The 20,662-nt window shown below is 43.0% G+C and carries 17 protein-coding genes and 1 riboswitch; of the genes, 9 read left to right on the forward strand and 8 right to left on the reverse strand.

Annotated features, from left to right (window positions below; translation table 11 throughout):
• Window positions 1-6 precede the first annotated feature (6 nt).
• Window positions 7-201: riboswitch (Lysine riboswitch) on the forward strand.
• Window positions 202-337: 136 nt separating this feature from the next.
• Window positions 338-1,822 carry an amino acid permease gene (locus HCJ54_RS05555; protein WP_187136926.1) on the forward strand — a complete coding sequence of 495 codons (1,485 nt, stop codon included), beginning with the start codon at window positions 338-340 and terminating at the stop codon, window positions 1,820-1,822.
• Window positions 1,823-1,965: 143 nt separating this feature from the next.
• Here HCJ54_RS05555 and HCJ54_RS05560 read toward each other — a convergent pair whose 3' ends face one another.
• Entirely contained in the window at window positions 1,966-2,424 is a 459-nt protein-coding gene (locus tag HCJ54_RS05560; protein ID WP_036065947.1) for a MarR family winged helix-turn-helix transcriptional regulator, read from the reverse strand.
• Window positions 2,425-2,616: 192 nt separating this feature from the next.
• Between HCJ54_RS05560 and HCJ54_RS05565 the strand changes: the two genes are divergently transcribed.
• Together HCJ54_RS05565 and HCJ54_RS05570 are read left to right on the forward strand one after the other, a co-directional pair.
• Window positions 2,617-3,057 (forward strand): MarR family winged helix-turn-helix transcriptional regulator, encoded by a 441-nt coding sequence (locus tag HCJ54_RS05565; RefSeq protein ID WP_185409618.1) that lies wholly within the window; start codon window positions 2,617-2,619, stop codon window positions 3,055-3,057.
• 44 nt (window positions 3,058-3,101) lie between these two features.
• Window positions 3,102-3,632, forward strand: a complete 531-nt coding sequence (locus HCJ54_RS05570) for a YceI family protein (protein WP_187136927.1) — start codon at window positions 3,102-3,104, stop codon at window positions 3,630-3,632.
• Between the two features lie 55 nt (window positions 3,633-3,687).
• Here the strand turns inward: HCJ54_RS05570 and HCJ54_RS05575 are convergent, their stop codons facing one another.
• Window positions 3,688-4,332, reverse strand: a complete 645-nt coding sequence (locus HCJ54_RS05575; RefSeq protein ID WP_187136928.1) for a DUF1129 family protein — start codon at window positions 4,330-4,332, stop codon at window positions 3,688-3,690.
• 141 nt (window positions 4,333-4,473) lie between these two features.
• Between HCJ54_RS05575 and rarD the strand changes: the two genes are divergently transcribed.
• Both rarD and HCJ54_RS05585 read left to right on the forward strand, forming a co-directional pair.
• Complete coding sequence (gene rarD / locus HCJ54_RS05580; RefSeq protein WP_036065943.1) at window positions 4,474-5,382, forward strand: EamA family transporter RarD; 909 nt, start codon at window positions 4,474-4,476, stop codon at window positions 5,380-5,382.
• A gap of 151 nt (window positions 5,383-5,533) precedes the next feature.
• Window positions 5,534-6,166, forward strand: a complete 633-nt coding sequence (locus HCJ54_RS05585) for an NAD(P)-dependent oxidoreductase (RefSeq protein ID WP_187136929.1) — start codon at window positions 5,534-5,536, stop codon at window positions 6,164-6,166.
• Between the two features lie 51 nt (window positions 6,167-6,217).
• On the opposite strand, the gene HCJ54_RS05590 is transcribed toward HCJ54_RS05585, so the two are convergent.
• From HCJ54_RS05590 to HCJ54_RS05615, 6 genes are all read right to left on the reverse strand, one after another.
• Window positions 6,218-6,856, reverse strand: a complete 639-nt coding sequence (locus HCJ54_RS05590) for a DUF5105 domain-containing protein (protein WP_187136930.1) — start codon at window positions 6,854-6,856, stop codon at window positions 6,218-6,220.
• Between the two features lie 250 nt (window positions 6,857-7,106).
• Window positions 7,107-7,880 (reverse strand): DUF1295 domain-containing protein, encoded by a 774-nt coding sequence (locus HCJ54_RS05595; RefSeq protein WP_187136931.1) that lies wholly within the window; start codon window positions 7,878-7,880, stop codon window positions 7,107-7,109.
• A 1-nt stretch (window position 7,881) separates the two neighbouring features.
• Window positions 7,882-9,663 carry a DegV family EDD domain-containing protein gene (locus HCJ54_RS05600; RefSeq protein WP_187136932.1) on the reverse strand — a complete coding sequence of 594 codons (1,782 nt, stop codon included), beginning with the start codon at window positions 9,661-9,663 and terminating at the stop codon, window positions 7,882-7,884.
• Window positions 9,664-9,679: 16 nt separating this feature from the next.
• Window positions 9,680-10,087 carry a DUF2177 family protein gene (locus tag HCJ54_RS05605; RefSeq protein ID WP_036065939.1) on the reverse strand — a complete coding sequence of 136 codons (408 nt, stop codon included), beginning with the start codon at window positions 10,085-10,087 and terminating at the stop codon, window positions 9,680-9,682.
• 144 nt (window positions 10,088-10,231) lie between these two features.
• Window positions 10,232-14,659 carry a 2-hydroxyacyl-CoA dehydratase gene (locus tag HCJ54_RS05610; protein WP_187136933.1) on the reverse strand — a complete coding sequence of 1,476 codons (4,428 nt, stop codon included), beginning with the start codon at window positions 14,657-14,659 and terminating at the stop codon, window positions 10,232-10,234.
• Between the two features lie 205 nt (window positions 14,660-14,864).
• Window positions 14,865-15,500 carry an FMN-dependent NADH-azoreductase gene (locus HCJ54_RS05615; protein WP_185526152.1) on the reverse strand — a complete coding sequence of 212 codons (636 nt, stop codon included), beginning with the start codon at window positions 15,498-15,500 and terminating at the stop codon, window positions 14,865-14,867.
• Between the two features lie 198 nt (window positions 15,501-15,698).
• Here HCJ54_RS05615 and HCJ54_RS05620 point away from each other — a divergent pair, with 198 nt between their 5' ends.
• The 4 genes from HCJ54_RS05620 to HCJ54_RS05635 all read left to right on the forward strand — a co-directional run bounded on the left by HCJ54_RS05620 (window position 15,699) and on the right by HCJ54_RS05635 (window position 20,645).
• On the forward strand, window positions 15,699-18,509 hold the full coding sequence (locus tag HCJ54_RS05620; RefSeq protein WP_187136934.1) for a sigma-54-dependent transcriptional regulator: 2,811 nt from the start codon (window positions 15,699-15,701) through the stop codon (window positions 18,507-18,509).
• Between the two features lie 301 nt (window positions 18,510-18,810).
• Window positions 18,811-19,233, forward strand: a complete 423-nt coding sequence (locus tag HCJ54_RS05625) for a mannose/fructose/sorbose PTS transporter subunit IIA (RefSeq protein ID WP_036065933.1) — start codon at window positions 18,811-18,813, stop codon at window positions 19,231-19,233.
• On the forward strand, window positions 19,233-19,721 hold the full coding sequence (locus HCJ54_RS05630) for a mannose/fructose/sorbose PTS transporter subunit IIB (protein ID WP_036065932.1): 489 nt from the start codon (window positions 19,233-19,235) through the stop codon (window positions 19,719-19,721). Before HCJ54_RS05625 ends, HCJ54_RS05630 begins: the two co-directional genes overlap by 1 nt.
• Before the next feature lie 105 nt (window positions 19,722-19,826).
• Window positions 19,827-20,645 carry a PTS mannose/fructose/sorbose transporter subunit IIC gene (locus tag HCJ54_RS05635; protein ID WP_185409629.1) on the forward strand — a complete coding sequence of 273 codons (819 nt, stop codon included), beginning with the start codon at window positions 19,827-19,829 and terminating at the stop codon, window positions 20,643-20,645.
• Window positions 20,646-20,662 lie beyond the last annotated feature (17 nt).

Here is a 20,662-nt window from a genome sequence, read left to right on the forward strand (position 1 = left end):
TCCAAACGGTGAGGTAGAGGTTGCGAAATTCACAAGTAGCGGATGACGAGGTGCATAAAACACTGTTTGACTCAACGTAAAAAGGATGCTCGCCGAAGTGAAGACAGGTTTATGACTGCTCTTTAACTGGGACTGTTATCGAAAGAAACAGGACTGCTGTTTGTGCCAATAGCTTGGCGAAACGGGTGTGCTATCTAACGCTTTTTGATGTTGGTGTATATAGGCTGATCTCTAGAAAATCATAAGGGATCAGTTTTTTTGTTCCCGAAAACCTCATGTGATATAGAGGTTTAACTAAAAAATCGTTTTTTAACAATCTAGAAAGGGAGTTTTACTTTTGAAAAAAGAACAGCAACAAGGTCATATTCGCAGAGAATTAAAAACGCGTCACTTATCAATGATTGCTATTGGGGGCTCGATTGGAACAGGATTATTCCTTGCGAGTGGAAATGCAATTGCCGTAGCAGGTCCAGGTGGTGCGCTTGTCGCATATGCAGCGATTGGTTTAATGGTTTACTTCTTAATGACAAGTCTTGGCGAGATGGCAACTTACATGCCGGTTTCGGGCTCTTTTAGTACCTACGCCTCGCGCTTTGTCGATCCAGCATTTGGCTTTGCGCTCGGTTGGAATTACTGGTTTAACTGGGCGATCACGCTTGCTGTCGATATTTCAACAGCCGCACTTATTATTAAATTTTGGTATCCAGATGCACCTGCTTGGCTCTGGAGCGCGATCTTCCTCATTCTGATCTTCGGCCTAAATGCGCTGTCCGTCAAAGCTTACGGCGAATCAGAATATTGGTTCTCCATCATTAAAGTGGTGACCGTCATCGTCTTCTTAATCGTCGGCGTACTTACGATTTTTGGAATTCTTGGTGGTCAATTCATCGGCTTCGAAAACTTCACAATGGGTGACGCACCTTTTAACGGCGGCTTCTTCGCGATTCTCGGAACCTTCCTGCTCGCAGGGTTCTCCTTCCAAGGAACCGAACTCGTCGGAATTGCAGCAGGAGAAAGTGCCACACCTGAAAAAAGTGTACCCAAAGCGATAAAACAAGTTTTCTGGCGTATCTTGCTCTTTTATATTTTCGCGATCTTCGTTATCGGGATGATCATTCCTTATACAAGTCCAAATTTGCTTGGCGGCGAAGCAACCGATGTCGCAATTAGTCCATTCACGCTCGTTTTTGAAAAAGCAGGACTTGCGATTGCGGCCTCCGTTATGAATGCTGTTATTCTAACGTCCGTGCTATCCGCGGGTAACTCAGGACTTTATGCCTCGACACGGATGTTATGGTCGATGGCCAAGGACGGTAAAGCGCCAAAATTTCTCTCTAAAGTGAATCGTCGTGGTATTCCGATGGCCGCACTTATTTTGACAACGATTGTTGGTGCTATGACGTTCATCACAACATTGAGCGATAATGGAGCCGTCATTTATACATGGCTTCTAAGCGCGTCTGGCTTGACCGGTTTTATTGCCTGGGTCGGTATCGCCATTAGCCATTACCGCTTCCGGCGCGCGTATGTGAAGCAAGGGCTTGACTTAACCAAACTGAAATATAAAGCAAAATTCTTCCCCTTTGGTCCACTTTTAGCGCTTGTTTTATGTATTTTAGTTATTGTCGGACAAGATTACAACGCCTTCCTACATCCAGACATTTCCAATCCACAATGGTGGCAAAAAATCGCCATTTCCTATATCGGTTTGCCGATTTTTCTAGCATTTTGGCTGATCTATAAATTCACCCAAAAATCAAAAGTTATCCCACTGGAAGATTGTTCTTTTGATAAAGATTCTTACATGAACCAAAAAAATTAATGCACATACATCAACCCCTAGAATGAAAGCCATTCTAGGGGTTTTTCTTCGATGTTTTTTACCGATTTGATCTCGCAAATTGGCTGACCTAAATCTGATATTTTACCAGGTTCCAGCCAGCCAAAAAATTTAAATAAATTTAGTTAGTCTGTTTTTAGCAAACCTTCTATTTTGCGGTTGATCTCGATTAATTTGTCTATATCTTCATCATCGATCTCATCTAAAGCCTTCATCATCGCTTTATAAGCAAAGGCGTTCTGTGTCGAGCGTTCAGACATTTCTTTCCCTTTTTCTGTCAACTGCAAGCGCCATGCATCAGCATTTTCGACGAATTCTGTGTTTAGTTTTTCTACTAGTCTGGCGTGCACTAACCCGTCCACATTGGCCGAAATGATTTCTGTCGATGTGAATAGTTTCTTCTTTAGATCATCTACCGTTGATTCTGGACGTCCGTACAAAATATTAAGTATCGCCATTTGTTGCAACGACAAGCCTAGGCTGAGTGCATTCTGTTCGGCATGCTTGGCGGTAATCCGGTTGATCGCCCAATATGACCCCAATACATCCTGCACTCGATTTACTCTATCTTCACTTAACTCCATCTTTCATCACCTCTTCCTTTTCTATTCTACGCTACTTTCTATTATACACAATGATCTTTACATAAACTTAACGAAACCCTATTTTTTTAAAATTTTTTTCTAAATTAGTTGACTTATTTTTAGTAAGTATGTTATTATTTGTTTGTAAGATATTTCGATATTAAAACATTTTGTTGAAGCGAGGCGTTTTCTTTGGAAGATATCGATTTGAAACTATTCACTGTTTTACTAAGATCCGCTGGCTGGATTCAAAAGATTACGACCAAATTAGTAGAAGCACATGGCATTACGCCAAGTGAATTCGGTGTTTTAGAACAGATTTACCATCTTGGACCGCAACAACTCCAAGCCATCGGTCAAAAAAACCTGATTTCCAACGGCAACACGACCTACATGGTCAGCAAACTTGAAAAAAAGAATTACTTAACGCGCATCGCAGACGAGAATGATCGTCGCATTGTATACGCAGAGCTAACCGAGTCAGGCCAAACATTTATCAGCAACCTATTTCCGAAATTTGAAACATTGATAAAAGAACAACTCGATGTTTTAGATGAGGAAGAGAAGGCAACATTAATAGAGGGACTAAAAAAAATCGGTATAAACGCCGAATCCCACTGGCGAGCAAATTGAAGATGGCGCCAAAAAATACAAAACAATAATTGGAGGAATTTAAAATGACAGTAGAAAAATGGAATGTAGACCCAGCACACAGTTCAATCGAGTTTCAAGTAAAACACATGATGGTATCTAAAGTGAAAGGTGTTTTCAAAGATTTCAGTGCCGATTTATCGCTTGACCCAGAGGATTTAACAACAGCTAGCCTAAGCTTCACAGTGGATGCGGCCTCGATCGACACGCACCAAGAAGCACGCGATGGTCATTTGAAGAGCCCCGATTTCTTCGATGTAGAAAATCACCCATCCATTACGTTTAAATCGACGAAGATTGAAGCTGATGGCGGTAACGAGTACAAAGTAACCGGAGATCTTACCATCCGCACCATCACAAAACCGATTACGCTAAATGTAGAATACGAAGGAACAAGTAAAGATCCAATGTCTGGCAATATGGTCGCTGGTTTTGAAGGTACTGGTAAATTCAATCGCAAAGACTTCGAACTAAATTACAATGCCGTGCTTGAAACTGGCGGCGTACTAATTGGCGATGAAGTAAAACTTAACATCCAAATCGAAGTTTCAAAATAAAATCAAAAGGTGAAGCAAGGTCTTTAAATCTCAGAGACTCCTGCTTCACCCTTTTTTATATTTTCCGCCAAACGATGCTTGCTGTGATAAATCCTGCGACACCAAGAATCATTTCAATCAACGCCCCACTACTAATCACCGCTCCAAAGTTTGGTAAAATCATTAAAATAAACACGAGTACAAAAATATACATAATCACGATGCCACTTCCAATTAAAAAATAGGCCGCAATCGACTTAGATACTGTCACCGTGTAATGTTTCCATAATATGTACCCTCCAGCCAACACACACACGATACAAATAAAAACGAGCACTAGCGATACAAAAAATGTACCCATATAAAACACATGATCTTTATTGACAAAATGAAGGATCCCCATCACGACTAAAAATAAACTCATCGCCACAATTCCGATAAACACAAAGAGTGGGATCGGATTTTTATGCGTTGTCTCTGGAATCCTTGTTTTCGTAAGTTGTCTCCCATACGCTGTCGCATCCATTCCGAAAATCTTCTCAGCGTCTGCTTCTTCTGCTGCTAGTAACTCCTCTATCGCTACTAATAATACCGCTTCCTTCGCTTTATCCGATAAATTTTTATCCGCGGTAAGCACCCATTCTACCGTCTGCATATAGGCCTTTTTTTCAGACGATAGCCGTTCTCTTTTTTCATCGATTATTCGTTCATTCGTTTGCATAAAACCCACATCTCTCCCATTTCTTCTTTAGTCTATCATATGCGAAAAAATTTTTTTCAGCAACTTATAGCTGATTTTGGGCTTTTCGATAGGCAATGTATGTTACAATGGTTCTAGTATTTTTTTAGAAAAGGTGAGGAAATGTATACAGAAAAAGAAAAAACATGGGGCATTTTAGCTGCGATTGCTGCCTACATTATTTGGGGCGTATTACCGCTTTATTGGAAAATGGCTGGAGGCGTTCCAGCAAGCGAGATTCTGGCTTACCGCATTATTTGGTCATTTGTATTTATGGTCTTGATTATCGCGATGATGGGCAAATCAAAAGTTGTCTGGGCAGAAATTATCTCGATTATCAAACGGCCCAAATTGATACTAGCCATTTCCGTTGCGTCTGTTTTAATCACGGCAAACTGGTTCATTTTTATTTTTACGGTGAATGATGGGCATGTGATTAGCGCAAGTCTCGGTTATTATATTAATCCATTAGTGAACGTTCTGCTCGCAACTGTTTTCTTGAAGGAAAAACTCAGCCGCGGCGAGGTTTTAGCAGTGCTTTCAGCCGCAGTCGGTGTGCTGATTTTAGCGATCCACCAAGGCGTTTTCCCTTGGGCCGCTATTTCGATGGCCGTCACATTTGGCTTATACGGCTTGATTAAAAAGCTAGTTCCTGTCAGCGCTTGGGGTGGACTAACCATCGAGACGATGATTATGACACCATTCGCACTTCTATTTTTAGTATTTTTCGCGCAAGATGCGTTTATGCGGTTTGGTTTGGACACCAATCTCGTACTCTTTGGCGCCGGCGTTGTAACTGCAATCCCGCTTCTACTATTCGCCACAAGTGCGAGACGAATTTCTTACGTGATGCTCGGTTTCATCCAATATGTTGGGCCAACGTTAATGCTCATTCTAGGCGTATTTGTTTTCCATGAAGCTTTCGATGGCATACAGCTTATTGCCTTCCTATTCATTTGGGCGGCACTACTCATTTTCACCGTCTCCCACCTGATAATCGCATCCAAATTAAAAAAAGCAACAATCTCTTAAAATAAGACGAGGCAACGGTTTCTACACGATTCCTTGTCTCTTTTTTATGTTATATAAACTTTCTACTTTACATTTAACGCTAGAATCGATATACTAAAATCAATCGTTGTAACAATTATAGTTACAACTAAATATAAGGAGGTCATTTATTATGAAAATTGGTATCATTGGAGCAACTGGACGTACAGGATCAAGAGTGCTAACAGAAGCAAAAAATCGGGGGCATGAGGTCACAGCCATTGTTCGCAATCCGAGCAGACTAACCGATACATCTGTCGCAATTATTGAAAAAGATATTTTTAGCGTAACAAAAGAAGACGTTGCTGGTTTCGATGTGTTAGTGGATGCTTTTAGCGCGCCTATTGAAGAATCTGATAATCATTGGAAATCGATCGATCACTTGATTACAGAATTAAATGCAACCTCGAAGCCGCGTTTGATCGTTGTCGGTGGTGCAGCGAGCTCGCTAGTTGATGATAAAGGGACACGCGTTCTCGATACACCATCTTTTAAAGAAGCGCCTTATTACGCTACAGGAGCCGCACAATCGATTCAATTAGACCATCTGAAAAGCGATGCTACCTTTGACTGGACATTCATTAGCCCAGCTGGATTATTCGAGCCAGGCGAACGCACAGGTACTTACACAACAGGAACCGATGAACTGATCGTTGATGCCAACGGAAATAGCTACATCAGCATGGAAGACTATGCGATGGCACTCCTTGACGAAGCAGAAAAAGGCAAACATATCCGCGCTCGTTTCACGGTTGGCCAACGCTAAAAATAGCAAAAAAATGCGAACCCGTTTAAATATTGGGCTCGCATTTTTAGTTTATTGAACAGTACCTGTAAAGAATGCCAAGTATAGATTTTGTGCAAAGGCTTCGGCGTCTTTGATTTTCCACTGATCTTTATTGGACTCTAAGTTCATTTTTACTTTGACAGCTTTCTCAGAAACTTTTGCTTTGGAAATGGTTTCTTGGTATACTTCAAGCATTGCTGTTGCAGCTTTCTTTGCGTCTTTTTCGATTGTTGGATCTGCTTTTACTTTCGCTTGTAGTGCTGTTGTCATTTCTGCTTGTACGCCCGTCATGTCAAGCCCGTTTACAGAGATTTCTACAGTTGGTTTATCTTTATCATCGTTTGTTACTTTTGTTGTGTATTTAGTGACGTCTTTAACACGTTTCGCGAAGGTGTCGTATAATTTGTCGACCTCATCATCGATACTGCCATCTGTAATGTTTAAGCTAGTTGTGAAGCCCTTTTTAAAGCCTGTTTTGATTTCTTTTTCAAGGTTTTTTGCATCTTCACCAAAAGTGTCTTCGAATTTATCTGTGTCCTTATTGAAGATGATTGTGTTAACCGCGATATCTGCTGCTTCTTTCGGTGCTACTGCCTTACTTCCACATGCAGCTAGGGTAATCGCAGCTGTTAAAACAACAACAAGCATTAAAGCTAACTTTTTCTTCATGTGATACACTCCTTTTTCCCAACCTTATTTTCATACTCTTCCTATTCTAAAGGATTCCAAACAGATTACAAGTATTTAGACGGGAATACATCCAATAATAGTTTAATGTTATACACTATCTCAACATAATCACTACAAAATTATTTTATTGCACTGTTCCAGTAAAGAACGCTCGGTACAAATTGTTTGCATTGGACAATGCCGTCACAAAGTATACATAAAAGAGCTATCATTCCATAACCCTTTACGTTTAGTTTTCCTTTTTTGGAATGCTCGGAATAAATTTGGACGTTCGCTTGGCATAAGCCTGAAAATCAGGGCGGTCCTTGTACTTCTTCTCGAGTAATGGCACGCCGGATACGAATAACAGTAGCAACGTAATAATAACGGGACCAATAATGCCCCAAAGACTTGCTGCCCCAGTGACGCTTACTAGAAAAATGCCCCACCAACTAAGCGCCTCGCCAAAATAATTCGGATGGCGCGTATATTTCCAAAGTCCCGTCATGATGAGTTTGCCTTTGTTTTCTGGGTTCTTTTTGAAACGGCGCAGTTGTTCGTCTCCAACGACTTCGAAAAAGAAGCCAATAACCCAAACGGCCATTCCCGCGTAATTCCACCAAGCCAGTGCATTGGCAGAGGTTGTATTCACAAGCAAGATTGGCAAGCTAATAATATAAAGCAGTACGCCTTGCAAAATAAAGACGTTCAAATACGCCTTTAGTTTAGCAAAATGAGTCCCCCAACGTTTACGCATATTCACATAGCGATAGTCCTCCGGTTTCCCAATATTTCGATTCGCTAAGTGTAGAAACAAGCGCAGGCCCCAAATAAAAACGAAGATGGTTACAATCAAACCCTGCGCCGTCATCTCGCCACCGAAAAAAAACGTATACAGCGCAACGATAACAAATCCCGGTCCCCACGCTAAATCTACAATCGAATTATTTTTTAATTTTTGCGCCCATAGGAACAAAATTGTAAAGTAAATCCATAATACTAAGCCTGCTATCCAATATATCATCTTATATTTCCTCCCCCTCATCTAATTGCATCCGAATCGCAATCGCCACACAGCCTACCCCAGCACTCATCGCAATAATGGATGAAATCTCCATCACATAGGCAGGCGACTTCCCAACAATCTTCGTAAACAATGCCTCATATTCCGCCGCTCGTTCCGGCGTGTGTGCATGGACAATCGCATATTCCGCGACCTGGCCTTGTGCGAGCATCTTCTTCACGCGTGCTGCAATTTGCTTCGTGCTTCTCTGCAAACTAAAAGCAATATCGCTCACCGTTCCAGCCCCCGTATCTGATAGTGAAACGACTGGTTTCAAGCGCAACGTATTCCCAATCGCGCCGCCCTTTTCACCGAGACGCCCCGACCGAATCATCGCATCCAAGTTGGGCACACTGACAAATATCTTCGTTTGCGAAATACGCTGCATCACGAACGACTGTACTTCCGCGAACGTTTTTCCGAGCGCAATTTGTTCCGCGGTCGCCTTCACGAGCAATCCTTGCGCACCCGAATTTTGCCGCGTGTCCAACACTACAATATCACCCGACACACTCGCCGCCGCTTTTTTCACCGTTTCATACGTACCGCTAAGTTTGCCAGATACCGTCAAAACAAGCACGTGCTCATAATGATTCGCCAAAAACGACAACTGATTCGCGACCGCTTTCACACTCGGCTGAGATGATGTCGGATACGCATCACTGTCCTCTAAATGCTCAAACAACGTGCCCGTATCCATCGTGATTTTATCCAAATAATCATTCCCAGCAAGCGCGATGTGTAGCGGAATAACTTGAATCTGATGTTCCGACATCACGCTCTGCGGCAAATCCGCCACCGAATCCGTCACTAGTGCAATCCGATACCTCCGATGATGAATCACATCAAATTGATTCTGCATATCATCCACTTTCTGCTGTATCATCACGCCATAATCAGCCAAATAAGCACAAACCTCGCGCGGCTCATCCGTATGAATATGTACCCGAATTTTTGTATCCGTCCCCGCGACAATCAGAGAATCGCCAAACAACGCCAATCCCAACCGAATCTCGTCCGCGTCCAGCCCTTCTCCCTGCAGCAAAACCTCCGTACAATAACGAAACACAGGCGCCTGATCCAAAACTTCCTCATTCACCAGTCGCGGCAAACTCTCCACCTCCGCGACATAATTCTCGTCATTAATCACCGATGTAAACCCTTCAATAAACGTGAAGAATCCCTTTGCACCAGCATCCACAACGCCCTTATCCCGCAAAACTCGCAACATATTCGGCGTACTTTCCAAAGCCGTTTTAGCCTGTTTCAACGCATTTACCAACACCTCTTGAAAAGTGGCGCCATGATCCTTCGCCTGCACAATCGCTTCCGACCACGCCCGAATCACCGTAATCATCGTACCTTCCACCGGATTTCCCATCGCATTATACGCATAATCAGCACCACCCGAGACACTGCGCGCAAAACAGCCAAGCGAAACACGTTTATCATCCGATAAATGAAAATGCATACCATTCACATATTGCGCAAAAATAATCCCTGAGTTCCCGCGAGCACCAAATAAAGCCGCCTCTGAAATCGTATACAGCGTCTCTTTTGCCGATTCAGCGATTTTCGACTCTTCCACAATCGATAACATCGTCGACGCGAGATTACTTCCCGTATCACCATCCGCCACAGGAAAAACATTGATCGCATTCAGTCCATCCTTCGCATCAATAACCGCCCTAGCACCACCTAGAAAGGCATGATACAACTTTTTACTATCTAAAAAATCCGTCATCGCTTCCGTCCCACTTTCATGAAATCTGCCATACTTTCGCCAACCAAAATACAATACCGGACGTTGCTGCTGTAATAAACGCGCCCCAGCCTAAATCAATCACCGTGACAAGTACCGGCCAATCTTTTAGCGTCGCCAAGTTCGTTAAATCGTATGTCGCATAACAAAGCAATCCTAAAAACGCTCCTGCAAAAATCGCAAACTGGAGACTGTCTTTTGCAAGCGCTGGCTCAATAACAAAAAAGACCATCCCACCAACAAACAAAAGATAAAACAAAACCGCCGCGCCAAATCGCATATTCGTTGCCATCAAATCGCCCAAATAATGCTTATACAAATTCTTGGCAATAAGCCCTAGCCACACAGCGTCAATTACTAAAAAGACAACAAAGGCGATTCCCGCAAGTTTCGCGAAATATATCATCGTGAATCCCCCTTTCCTACTTTCCTTTACCCGTTCTAAATTCAAATTATAGCAATGAAATAGTCCATTTAGCTATTTTCTTGTTTGTGAATTATTTTACAAAAAAACAGGTTCCTCGAATGATCGAAAAACCTGCGTTTATTCTTATGATTCCGTTTGTACTTTTTCAGATTCAGCGGAAGCCTTGACTTTGCCCGCGATGTGCCCAACAGGGTCTGCTTCACGCGCTCGTTTTACTGTACTGCCAAGTTTTTCAATCGGTGCAGAATCCCGCACGCGTTTCGCTGTATCGACAATCTTTTCTTTCGGATGGAAGCCTTCTTTTTTAACGATGACTTCTGACTCAGGCATTACCATGGTTTCGAGCTGTTTCTTCGCGATAGAGAGCATTAATTTTATCCGGTTTAGTTGGTTGACCGAACTCGAACCCGCGTCGTAATCGATCGACATGATATTCGCCATCGGATACATTTTTTTCAAACCTTTTATCATACCACGGCCTGTGATATGGTTTGGCAAACACGCAAATGGTTGCAAACACGCGATATTTGGAACATCACTATCTAGCAACTCTATCATTTCGCCCGTCAGGAACCAGCCTTCTCCCATCTTGTTTCCAAGCGATAACAACCGACTGGCCTTTTCCGCGATGACCTCAATATTTTCAGGTGCCTCAAATCGCTTACTAGCACGCAAAGCATCCGACATCGGCTTCCGATATTTATTGATTACCGGAATCGCCAAACTATGCTTCGCGAACGATTTCACCTTCGACATTCCGAACGTATTCGCCGCAAAATGACTGTCGTAGCAACAATACAGCAAGAAATCGACAAAATCAGGAACGACCGCTTCCCCGCCTTCTTCTTCAATCACCCCAACGATATCATTATTCGCGCCAGGATGAAACTTCACTAAAATCTCGCCGACAACGCCAACTTTTGGCTTAACCTCCTCTTTCAACGGCAAACTATCAAAAGCCATCACCATTTCCTTGCAAAATTGCGCGTACGCCGCTTGACTATAATTCGCTAGCATTGCCTTACCTTTCTCGATAAAATGACGATGCAATTTATTCGCGCTACCCGGAATCACCTCATAAGGACGCGTCTTATACAGCATCCGATCCAAGCCATCACCAAGGCACAGCCCTACTAAGAAACGCACGCCGATCTTTGGTGTAATTTTGAATCCTGGCTGCTTTTCCAAGCCATTTGCGTTCAGCGAAATCACCGGAATATGATCCAAATCCGCTTGTCCTAAAGCTTTTTTCAGCATCGAAATATAGTTCGTCGCGCGGCAGCCACCACCCGTTTGTGTCATCAATACGGCCAAATTATCCAGATCATAATCGCCATGTTTTAGCGCGTCCATCATCTGTCCAATCGTCAAAATCGCTGGGAAACACGCGTCGTTATTCACATAGCGCAAACCTTCGTCTACCGCACGCGGCGTCACAGCTGGTAAGACTTCCAATCGATATCCAACCTCACGCCCTGCTGCCTCTGCCAATTCAAAATGCGTTGGTGCTAGTTGGGGCGCAAGAATCGTGTACGTCTTACGCATTTCTTTCGTGAACATAACACGCGGCTTCGGTGCTGGCATTTCTGTCGGTAATACGTGGTTCCGTGCCCGCTCATCCATGGCCGCCTTCAGTGAACGAATCCGTATTCGTGCTGCACCAAGATTATTAATCTCATCAATTTTCAACAACGTATAGACTTTGTTATGTCCTTCGATAATTTCCTGTACCATATCCGTTGTAATCGCGTCTAGACCACAGCCAAATGACGTTAGCTGTACCACTTCCAAGTTCTTTTGCTCCGCGACAAAGCTCGCCGCCCGATAAAGCCTAGCATGATATTTCCACTGATTCTCGACGCGTAATGGATGCTTGATCTCACCAAGATGCGACACCGAATCCTCCGTCAAAACGGCCATTCCATTCATCGTAATGAGTTCTGGTAATCCGTGATTTACCTCAGGGTCAATATGGTACGGATGCCCACAAAGTACAATCCCACGAATCTTATTTTTGTTCATATATGCAAGTGCTTCTTCCCCTTTTTGCCGAATATCATCTCGGAAAACACGTGCTTCTTCCAAACCTTCCGCCACTGCCTGCTCCATCTCAGCAAATGGTATATCTGGAAACGCACCGCATAGCCCTTTTAGTAAAGCTTTTTCATTATCTAGTGTCAAAAACGGTGCAATCAGGGGTATATTCTGTTCTTCTAACGCATCCACATTGACGCGAATCACCTCAGGATAACCCGCAACTACAGGACAGTTAAAATTATTTGTCGCTTCACCAAATTCTTGATTTTCATACACAATCGACGGATAAAAAATGCGGTCCACTTTCTTTTTAATTAAATCCATTACGTGTCCATGTGTCAGTTTCGCTGGATAGCAAACTGCTTCGGACGCAATCGTTTCGATCCCCTTCTCATACAGGTTTTTCGATGATTTCATCGAGAGCGTCACCCGGAAACCTAGCTTTGTAAAAATTGTATGCCATAATGGATAGTTTTCGAAAACATTGAGTGCCCGTGGGATTCCGAGCGTGCCTCGCGTCGCTTCGTCTTTTTTCAATGGCTTATAGTCAAACACGCGCTTGTATTTATACGCATACACATTCGGTAGTAGATTTTTCTGTGACTCGACCCTTTCGCCACGCTCACAACGATTTCCACTCACAAACTTGCGATCATCACCAAATCTTGTAATCGTTAGTTGGCATGAATTACTGCATAAGTTGCATCGTGATTGTGACGTTTCGGCTTGGAATTCGCGCAATTTTTCTAAGACAAGTAGTTGGCTTACCTCACCGGTTTCATAGTTTTCCTTGGCGATCAGTGCTGCACCGTACGCGCCCATCATTCCGGCGATATCAGGTCGAACTACTTCACGCTCCGTCAACAACTCGAAAGCTCGCAACACCGCTTCATTATAAAATGTACCACCTTGTACGATTACTCTTTCACCGATATCTTTCGGGCTTCTTAATTTAATCACCTTTTGCAAGGCATTTTTGACCACAGAATACGCCAAACCTGCTGATAAGTTTTCCATCGATACGCCTTCTTTTTGCACCTGCTTCACTTTGGAATTCATGAAAACGGTACAGCGTGACCCCAAATCTACCGGTTCCCTTGCTTGAAGCGCCTTATCCGCAAATTCCTGAATCGTCACGCCGAGCGTTTGCGCAAACGTCTCCAAAAAAGAACCACAACCCGCTGAACAAGCCTCGTTTAACATCAGACTATCCAACGCCTGATTCTTGATTTTCATACATTTCATATCTTGCCCGCCAATGTCTAAAATAAAATCAACATCTGGCAAAAACTCGCGCGCCGCCCGGTAATGAGCCACCGTTTCGATTTCCCCGACATCAATTTTCAGTGCCGCCTTAATCAGCGACTCCCCGTATCCCGTAATCCCCGATTGCCTAATTTTCACCTTCTCTGGCAAAATCTCATACAAATCGCTCGTTGCATCAATCACAGACTGGAGCGGATTTCCTTTATTACTACCATAAAATGAATACAAAATCTCATTATCCGCGCCCATTAAAACAAGCTTCGTCGTTGTAGAACCCGCATCAATACCCAAATAAACATCGCCCACATAACTCGCCAAATCCCCGCGTGGCGCCTTCATCTGGTTATGACGTTCCCGAAACGCGACCAAATCCTCCGCACGCGTAAATAAAGCTGGCAAAATCGTCGTATCCGTCTCCATACTTGAAAAATCCAGATCACACAACCGCGCAATCATCTCCTCGATATTCACTGGCGCGTCTTTCCACCCATTATAAGCCGTCCCAAGCGCGATAAAATACTCCGCATTCGCCGGTGCAATAATGTCCGAATCCTTCATTTTCAATGTTTCCGTAAACCGATACCGCAACTGATCCAAAAACGTCAACGGACCACCAAGAAACGCGACTTTGCCACGAATTGGCCGACCACACGCCAAGCCACTAATGGTCTGCGTCACGACACTCTGAAAAATCGACGCCGCAATGTCTTCCTTCCGCGCACCTTCATTCAATAATGGTTGCACATCCGTCTTTGCAAAAACCCCACAACGTGAAGCAATCGGATAAATTGTCTCAGCTCCTTTTGCCAGCTCATTTAAGCCGTTCGGGTCGGTTTGTAGCAATGTTGCAATTTGATCGATAAAAGCGCCCGTTCCACCAGCACATGCATTGTTCATACGCTGTTCAATCCCGCCAGAAAAGTAAACAATCTTCGCATCCTCACCGCCGAGTTCAATCACTACATCCGTCTCCGGAATGACATGCTCCACAGCCTCCGTACAAGCAATAACCTCCTGAATAAATGATACCTGCAGGAATTTCGCAATCGCAAGACCTGATGAACCCGTAATCTTAAACGTCATCTCCGCCTCGCCGCACGTCTCCTCTAACTCCCGCATTATTTGCAATGTTACCGACTTAATATCTGAAAAATGACGCCGATACGTTTGAAAAATAAGTTTGCCGGATTCATCCATAGCTACTGCTTTTGCCGTTGTGGAACCTACATCTAATCCTACATGAATCATTCCCCCATCATTCCTTCCCATACTTGCATTTTAAATTGCTCATATAATCACAAAAATAATTAAAAATGAGTGATTACTCACTTTAAAAATGACCAAAACATTGTTATACGATATACATATCCCATTTTACACCATTTAATTGCAAAGTAAAAGCAAAAACTAGAGATCTGCTCGAAAAGCCATCTCTAGTTCTCATCATTTCCTATTAAAATAGTTGAATACGACGAACGCTCTCCTCTATTGCTGCATTTAAAATCTCATCTTTGCGCGTAGGATCATAATCTACTCCTTCGACAAACACACTTGGCAATGTTTCTACGCCCACGAAGTTCAAAATCGTATTAATGTAAGGCTCACCGTGTGTTTCAAGATCGGAGTCACCTGTCGAATAAACGCCACCACTTCCGTGAATTTGTAGCGCCTTCTTACCTTTTAACAAGCCTTCTGGACCAGACTGTGTATAGCGGAATGTTTTCCCAGCGACAACCACCGTATCAAAATAAGCTTTTAACATTGGCGGGATACCAAGGTTCCAAAGTGGAGAAACGATCACATAACGGTCCGCATCTATAAACTGCTGAGTCAACGCGTCAAATGCCGTTAATTTCTCCTGCATCGCCGGCTCTAAATCCGTAAATGCTTTTCCTGCGCGTAATTCATTGCCCGCCGTCAAAAAAGCACCATCAATCAGCGGAATCTCGTGATCATAAACATCGATGCGCTCGATAACATCATCCGGATTTTCCTGTTGATACTTTTCTAAAAAGGCACTTGCTACGACCATGCTACGAGATACATCATCCGGAAGCGGCGATGCTTTAATAAATAGTAATTTTGTCAAAGAAATTCATCTCCATTTACATTATAATCATTGCTTTCTCATTTTATCCTAATTACGCTACATGCGTCAATGTACGAAACCCAACAGCAGTTGACAAATAAGCAAACCATGCTAAAATGAATACAGAAATTCAGTAGTGTATCAGACATTTTAATACACTACTCGTTTTCCAGTAAGGAATGAATCGGAGGATGCGTAATGAAACGTATTGAGCGGATTTATCACTATATCCAGCAACAGGATCACGATGATATCAAACAGCAATTGGAACAAAATCAAGGTATCACCGCAACAGAAATATCAGATGCCCTCGGAATTTTACGAAATAATGTCAGCATGGAACTAAATGAGCTACACCGCCAAGGAAAAATCATCAAGATTGGCGGCCGACCTGTACTTTATTTCGACCGCAAAGCCCTAGAAGCACGGATCGAACGCTTGCTTTCACCAGATGAACTCGAATTCGAAAACTGCCAATCCTTACTAAAACAACTAAATTATAATACTGTCATGAGAAGTCCATTCGATGACCTAATCGGCTCGGAAGCAAGTTTGCGCACACAAGTCGAACAAGCAAAAGCCGCGGTTCTCTATCCCCCGAATGGTTTGCATACCTTAATTGTTGGCCAAACAGGCGTCGGGAAAACACTTTTTGCAAATTTGATGTATCGCTATTCGCAACATGCCGAGCGCTTATCCAGCCAGTCTCCTTTTATTATTTTTAATTGCGCCGATTATTACAATAACCCACAACTGCTCATGTCTCATATTTTTGGACATACAAAAGGAGCTTTTACCGGAGCAGATAACGAAAAAGAAGGACTCGTTGAAAAAGCGGACGGTGGCATTTTATTCTTAGATGAAATTCATCGCCTACCACCAGAAGGTCAAGAAATGATTTTTTACTTGATGGATAGTGGTACTTTTAACAAGCTCGGCGAAACCGATCGTCGTCGCAAATCCAACGTACTTATTATCGGGGCAACGACGGAAGACCCTGAATCGTCCTTGCTACGCACTTTTGTCCGCCGTATTCCCATTGTCATTTCGCTACCAAGCTTAGAAGAACGAACACCGAAAGAACGCGTAGACCTTTTGAAAAACCTGCTTTCCAACGAAGCGCATCGCATTAGTAAACCACTGCGGATTGAGGATGAAGCTGCTAAAGCACTGATCGGGAACACGACGTTTGGTAATATCGGACAGTTAAAATCCAATATTCAGCTTGTCTGTGCCCAAGGTTTTTTAAATAGTTTTGATCGAAACGAAGAAATTCTGATTGACTTTAAAACGTTGCCCATCAACATAAAAGACGGTTTTTTCCATTTTAGTGGTCGTCGTAAGGAGTTGCAAGAAATTTCGAAATACCTCGATCCCTACACGGTAATCATGCCAGAGCGTGGCAAGCAACTCATTAATTCCGATGAGTACGAGCCTAATTTCAACCTTTATAAAATCATCGAGGATAAGGCGTCCATTCTGATGGATCAAGGCGTTGAAGATGAAGATATCAAGAAATTTATCACGATGGATATCGACGTACACCTTAATAGTTTTTACAATAAATTCAAAAATACAATTCACGATCGCGATAACATTCTTAAAATTGTCAACGAAGAGATTTTGAATTTCACCGAGGATATCCAAGTCAAGATTGAACAACAACTCGGCAAAAAATTAAACGAACGTTTCCTGCTCGCGTTTAGCCTACACCTCACGTCATTTCTCAAACGGGCACGCAGCAACAAACCGTTAAAATACACCAATATCGAAAACGTCGTCAATGATAAACCCGAAAGTTACGCCATTGCGCGCGAACTGAAAAAGGAAATCGAAGCAGAATTCCACATTCGTGTGCCTAATATGGAAGTTCTCTATTTGACGCTACTCATCAGTTCTTTATTGAAAGACCAAGAAGAAAATCGTGTCGCAGTCCTTGTCGCCACACACGGAAACAGTACGGCAACAAGCATCGTCAACGTTGCAAAGAAACTCCTCGGTGAAGGGCTCGTTGATAGCATCGATATGCCGCTCGACCTTAGCCCAAAAGTCGTTCTCGACAAAATCACTCAGCGTGCTCGCGAACTCGATATGGGACGCGGCGTCTTGCTTCTCGTTGATATGGGCTCCCTCACAAGTTTTGGCTCAGTCATCACAGAACGCACCGGCATTCCCGTTCGCACGCTCGATATGGTTTCCACAGCGACCGTTATTGAGGCCGTTCGCAAATCGAATATTCTCGACATGGATTTAGACAGCATCTATGATTCACTGAAAGATTTTCGCGGCTATGGCGGCTATGATTCCGAAGCCCCTATCGTACAAAATGATAAACCACACGCGATCGTCACGATTTGCGCAACTGGTGAAGGCACGGCTGAAAAACTACAATCCTTCATCGAGAACATCTTAGAAAACATCACTACCGACCACATCAAAGTTATTCCTATCGGCATCCTAGAAGCCACTCAAAAAATCGATCAACTGCAAGAAGAGAATGACATCCTACTCATTATCGGCATCCATGATCCAAAAGTTCAGATCCCATTCATGCCCATTGAGCGTCTTTTTTCCAAAGAAGGAGAAGACCAAATCGTTCAAGTGGTAAAGAAACGCGATATTTTTATCAAAAAAAGCGAAACCAGCTGGATTGCCCGTGAAGTTATTGAGGATAGTTTAAGTGAATTCCTAACGTACCTTAATCCGAAAAAAATCGTGCCTCTCCTTCTAAAATTTGCTAGTACACTAGAGGCAGAGCTTCAATACACCATGGAAAACACACTAAAGATCAACTTGCTCATTCACGTTGGTTGCGCGATGGAGCGCATGGTTTTAAAAGATAGTCTCACTTATCACGATAGGAGCGAGGCCATGATTGACACACCCATTTTCCAAGCGATAAAAAGCGCGAATCACGATTGCTTCCAACCGATGAAGCTATCACTGACAAACGATGAACAGTGCTACATTTACGATATCATCACAAAGACACACCAGACAATTTCATAAAAAAAAGGAACGACTGCACAGGAATTTCTAACTTAGAATTTTTTTGCAGCGTTCTTTTTTTGCGTATTTTTGTTTTTAAAATAACTTATTAGGGTAATGAACATTGTATGTACGGATTGATAGTCTATTGCGTAGCAGTGTATTATGCCACGTTTTTATTGTATCAATTTACCAACATATATTTCGCAGGATAAGGAACCTCTTGAAGAAGCAAATGTTAAAAGAAAGCATACATATGGGCACGCTTCTTGGATTGCAAGGGTAGAAAAATCCTGTTCATAGAGAAAAAGGAGGAGTTATTATGCCAGTGGGTATCATTATTGGAACACATGGTGAAGCGGCGCGCGAATTGCTTAAATCGACAGAAATGATCATCGGCAAACAAGAAAACGTCGAATTCATTACGTTTGTTCCAGGTGAAAACACAGATACATTGATTCAAAAATTCAATGAAAAATTGGATGCTATCGATGATTCTGAGGGAGTTCTTTTCATGGTTGATTTGTTCGGCGGAAGCCCATACAACGCAGCCAGCCAAATTGCTCTGCCGAAAGAAAAGATGGATGTCATAACAGGTACCAACATTCCGATGTTGCTTGAAACCCTGTCGATGCGTGCAGTAAGCAGTTTTGAGGATCTATTAAACACTGCGCTAACTGCTGGAAGAGATGGCGTTAAGTCACTAAAACAATCACTTAAAAACGTTGAGGAGGATGATTTATAATGGAAATCCGTTTAGCAAGAATTGATGACCGTCTTATCCATGGTCAAGTAGCCACAGTTTGGACAAAGGAAACGCAGGTAGAGCGCATTATTGTGTGTAATGATGATGTCGCTAAAGATGAAATCCGTAGCACACTTCTAAAACAAGTAGCCCCTCCCGGCGTTGTCTCAAACGTAGTAGATGTTGAAAAAGGAATTCGTGCCTATAATAATCCTAAATATGCAACAACACCCGTCATGCTTCTTTTCACAAACCCAACAGATGTCCTTCGTTTTGTAGAAGCCGGCGTTCCAATTACAACCGTAAACATTGGTGGTATGGCGTATCGTGATGGCAGAACACAGATTACAAATGCTGTTTCTGTAGGGCCAGAAGACATCGAAGCTTTCCGTAAATTAAACGAAAAAGGAATTGAGCTTGAAATCCGTAAAGTGGCGGCTGACAGCAAAGTTATGATGATTCCATTACTAGATAAAGAAGGTATGTAAGTTTCGTTGTAACTGATAGGGATATACTTTGAATTCACATACGTATCGCGTGCTTTTGACATTATCAATTTATTTTAATGAAAGAAAATTGGGAGGGAATTTTATATGGATGCATTACAAATAGTTCTCGTCTTCCTCGTAGCTTGTATTTGTGGTATGGGTAGTATTCTGGACGAGTGGCAAACGCATCGTCCGTTGATTGCTTGTACGCTTACAGGTCTCGTGCTTGGGGATATGACAACCGGTATTATTATTGGGGGTTCTTTGGAAATGATCGCGCTTGGCTGGATGAATATTGGAGCAGCAGTTGCACCAGATACAGCTTTGGCATCATTAATTTCTACTATCTTAGTTATTTCAGGAGGACAAGACATCAGCGTTGGTATCTCACTTGCGATTCCACTAGCCGCTGCGGGTCAAGTCTTAACGATTCTCGTTCGTACCATTACAGTCGGATTTCAACACTCTGCTGATAAAATGGCAGAAACAGGGAATCTGAGGGGCATCGATCTCCTGCACGTCACGGCACTGCTTCTCCAGGCGATGCGGATCGCCATTCCGGTCTTAATCGTTGCCTTATCGATGGGTACTAGCGTTGTCACAGATATGCTAAACGCTATTCCTGATTGGCTCGTTAACGGCCTAAACGTTTCCGGTGGCTTTATCGTTGTTGTCGGGTATGCGATGGTTATTAACATGATGCAAGCGAAATACTTAATGCCGTTCTTCTTCCTCGGCTTCGTAGTCGCGGCTTTCACTACGTTCAACTTAGTAGCACTTGGTGTTCTTGGACTCGTAGCAGCCATTGTCTACATCCAACTAAGCCCTAAATATTATTTAAAAGAAGCACTTGCCCAATATGGAGCAGCAGGTGGCGGTGGGTCGAAACCAGCGAACGATCTGGATGACGACCTAGACGACTAAAAAAGGGAGGTAACCAA

It is taken from the genome of Listeria grandensis (assembly GCF_014322885.1).
In the GTDB taxonomy this organism is placed as follows: domain Bacteria; phylum Bacillota; class Bacilli; order Lactobacillales; family Listeriaceae; genus Listeria_A; species Listeria_A grandensis.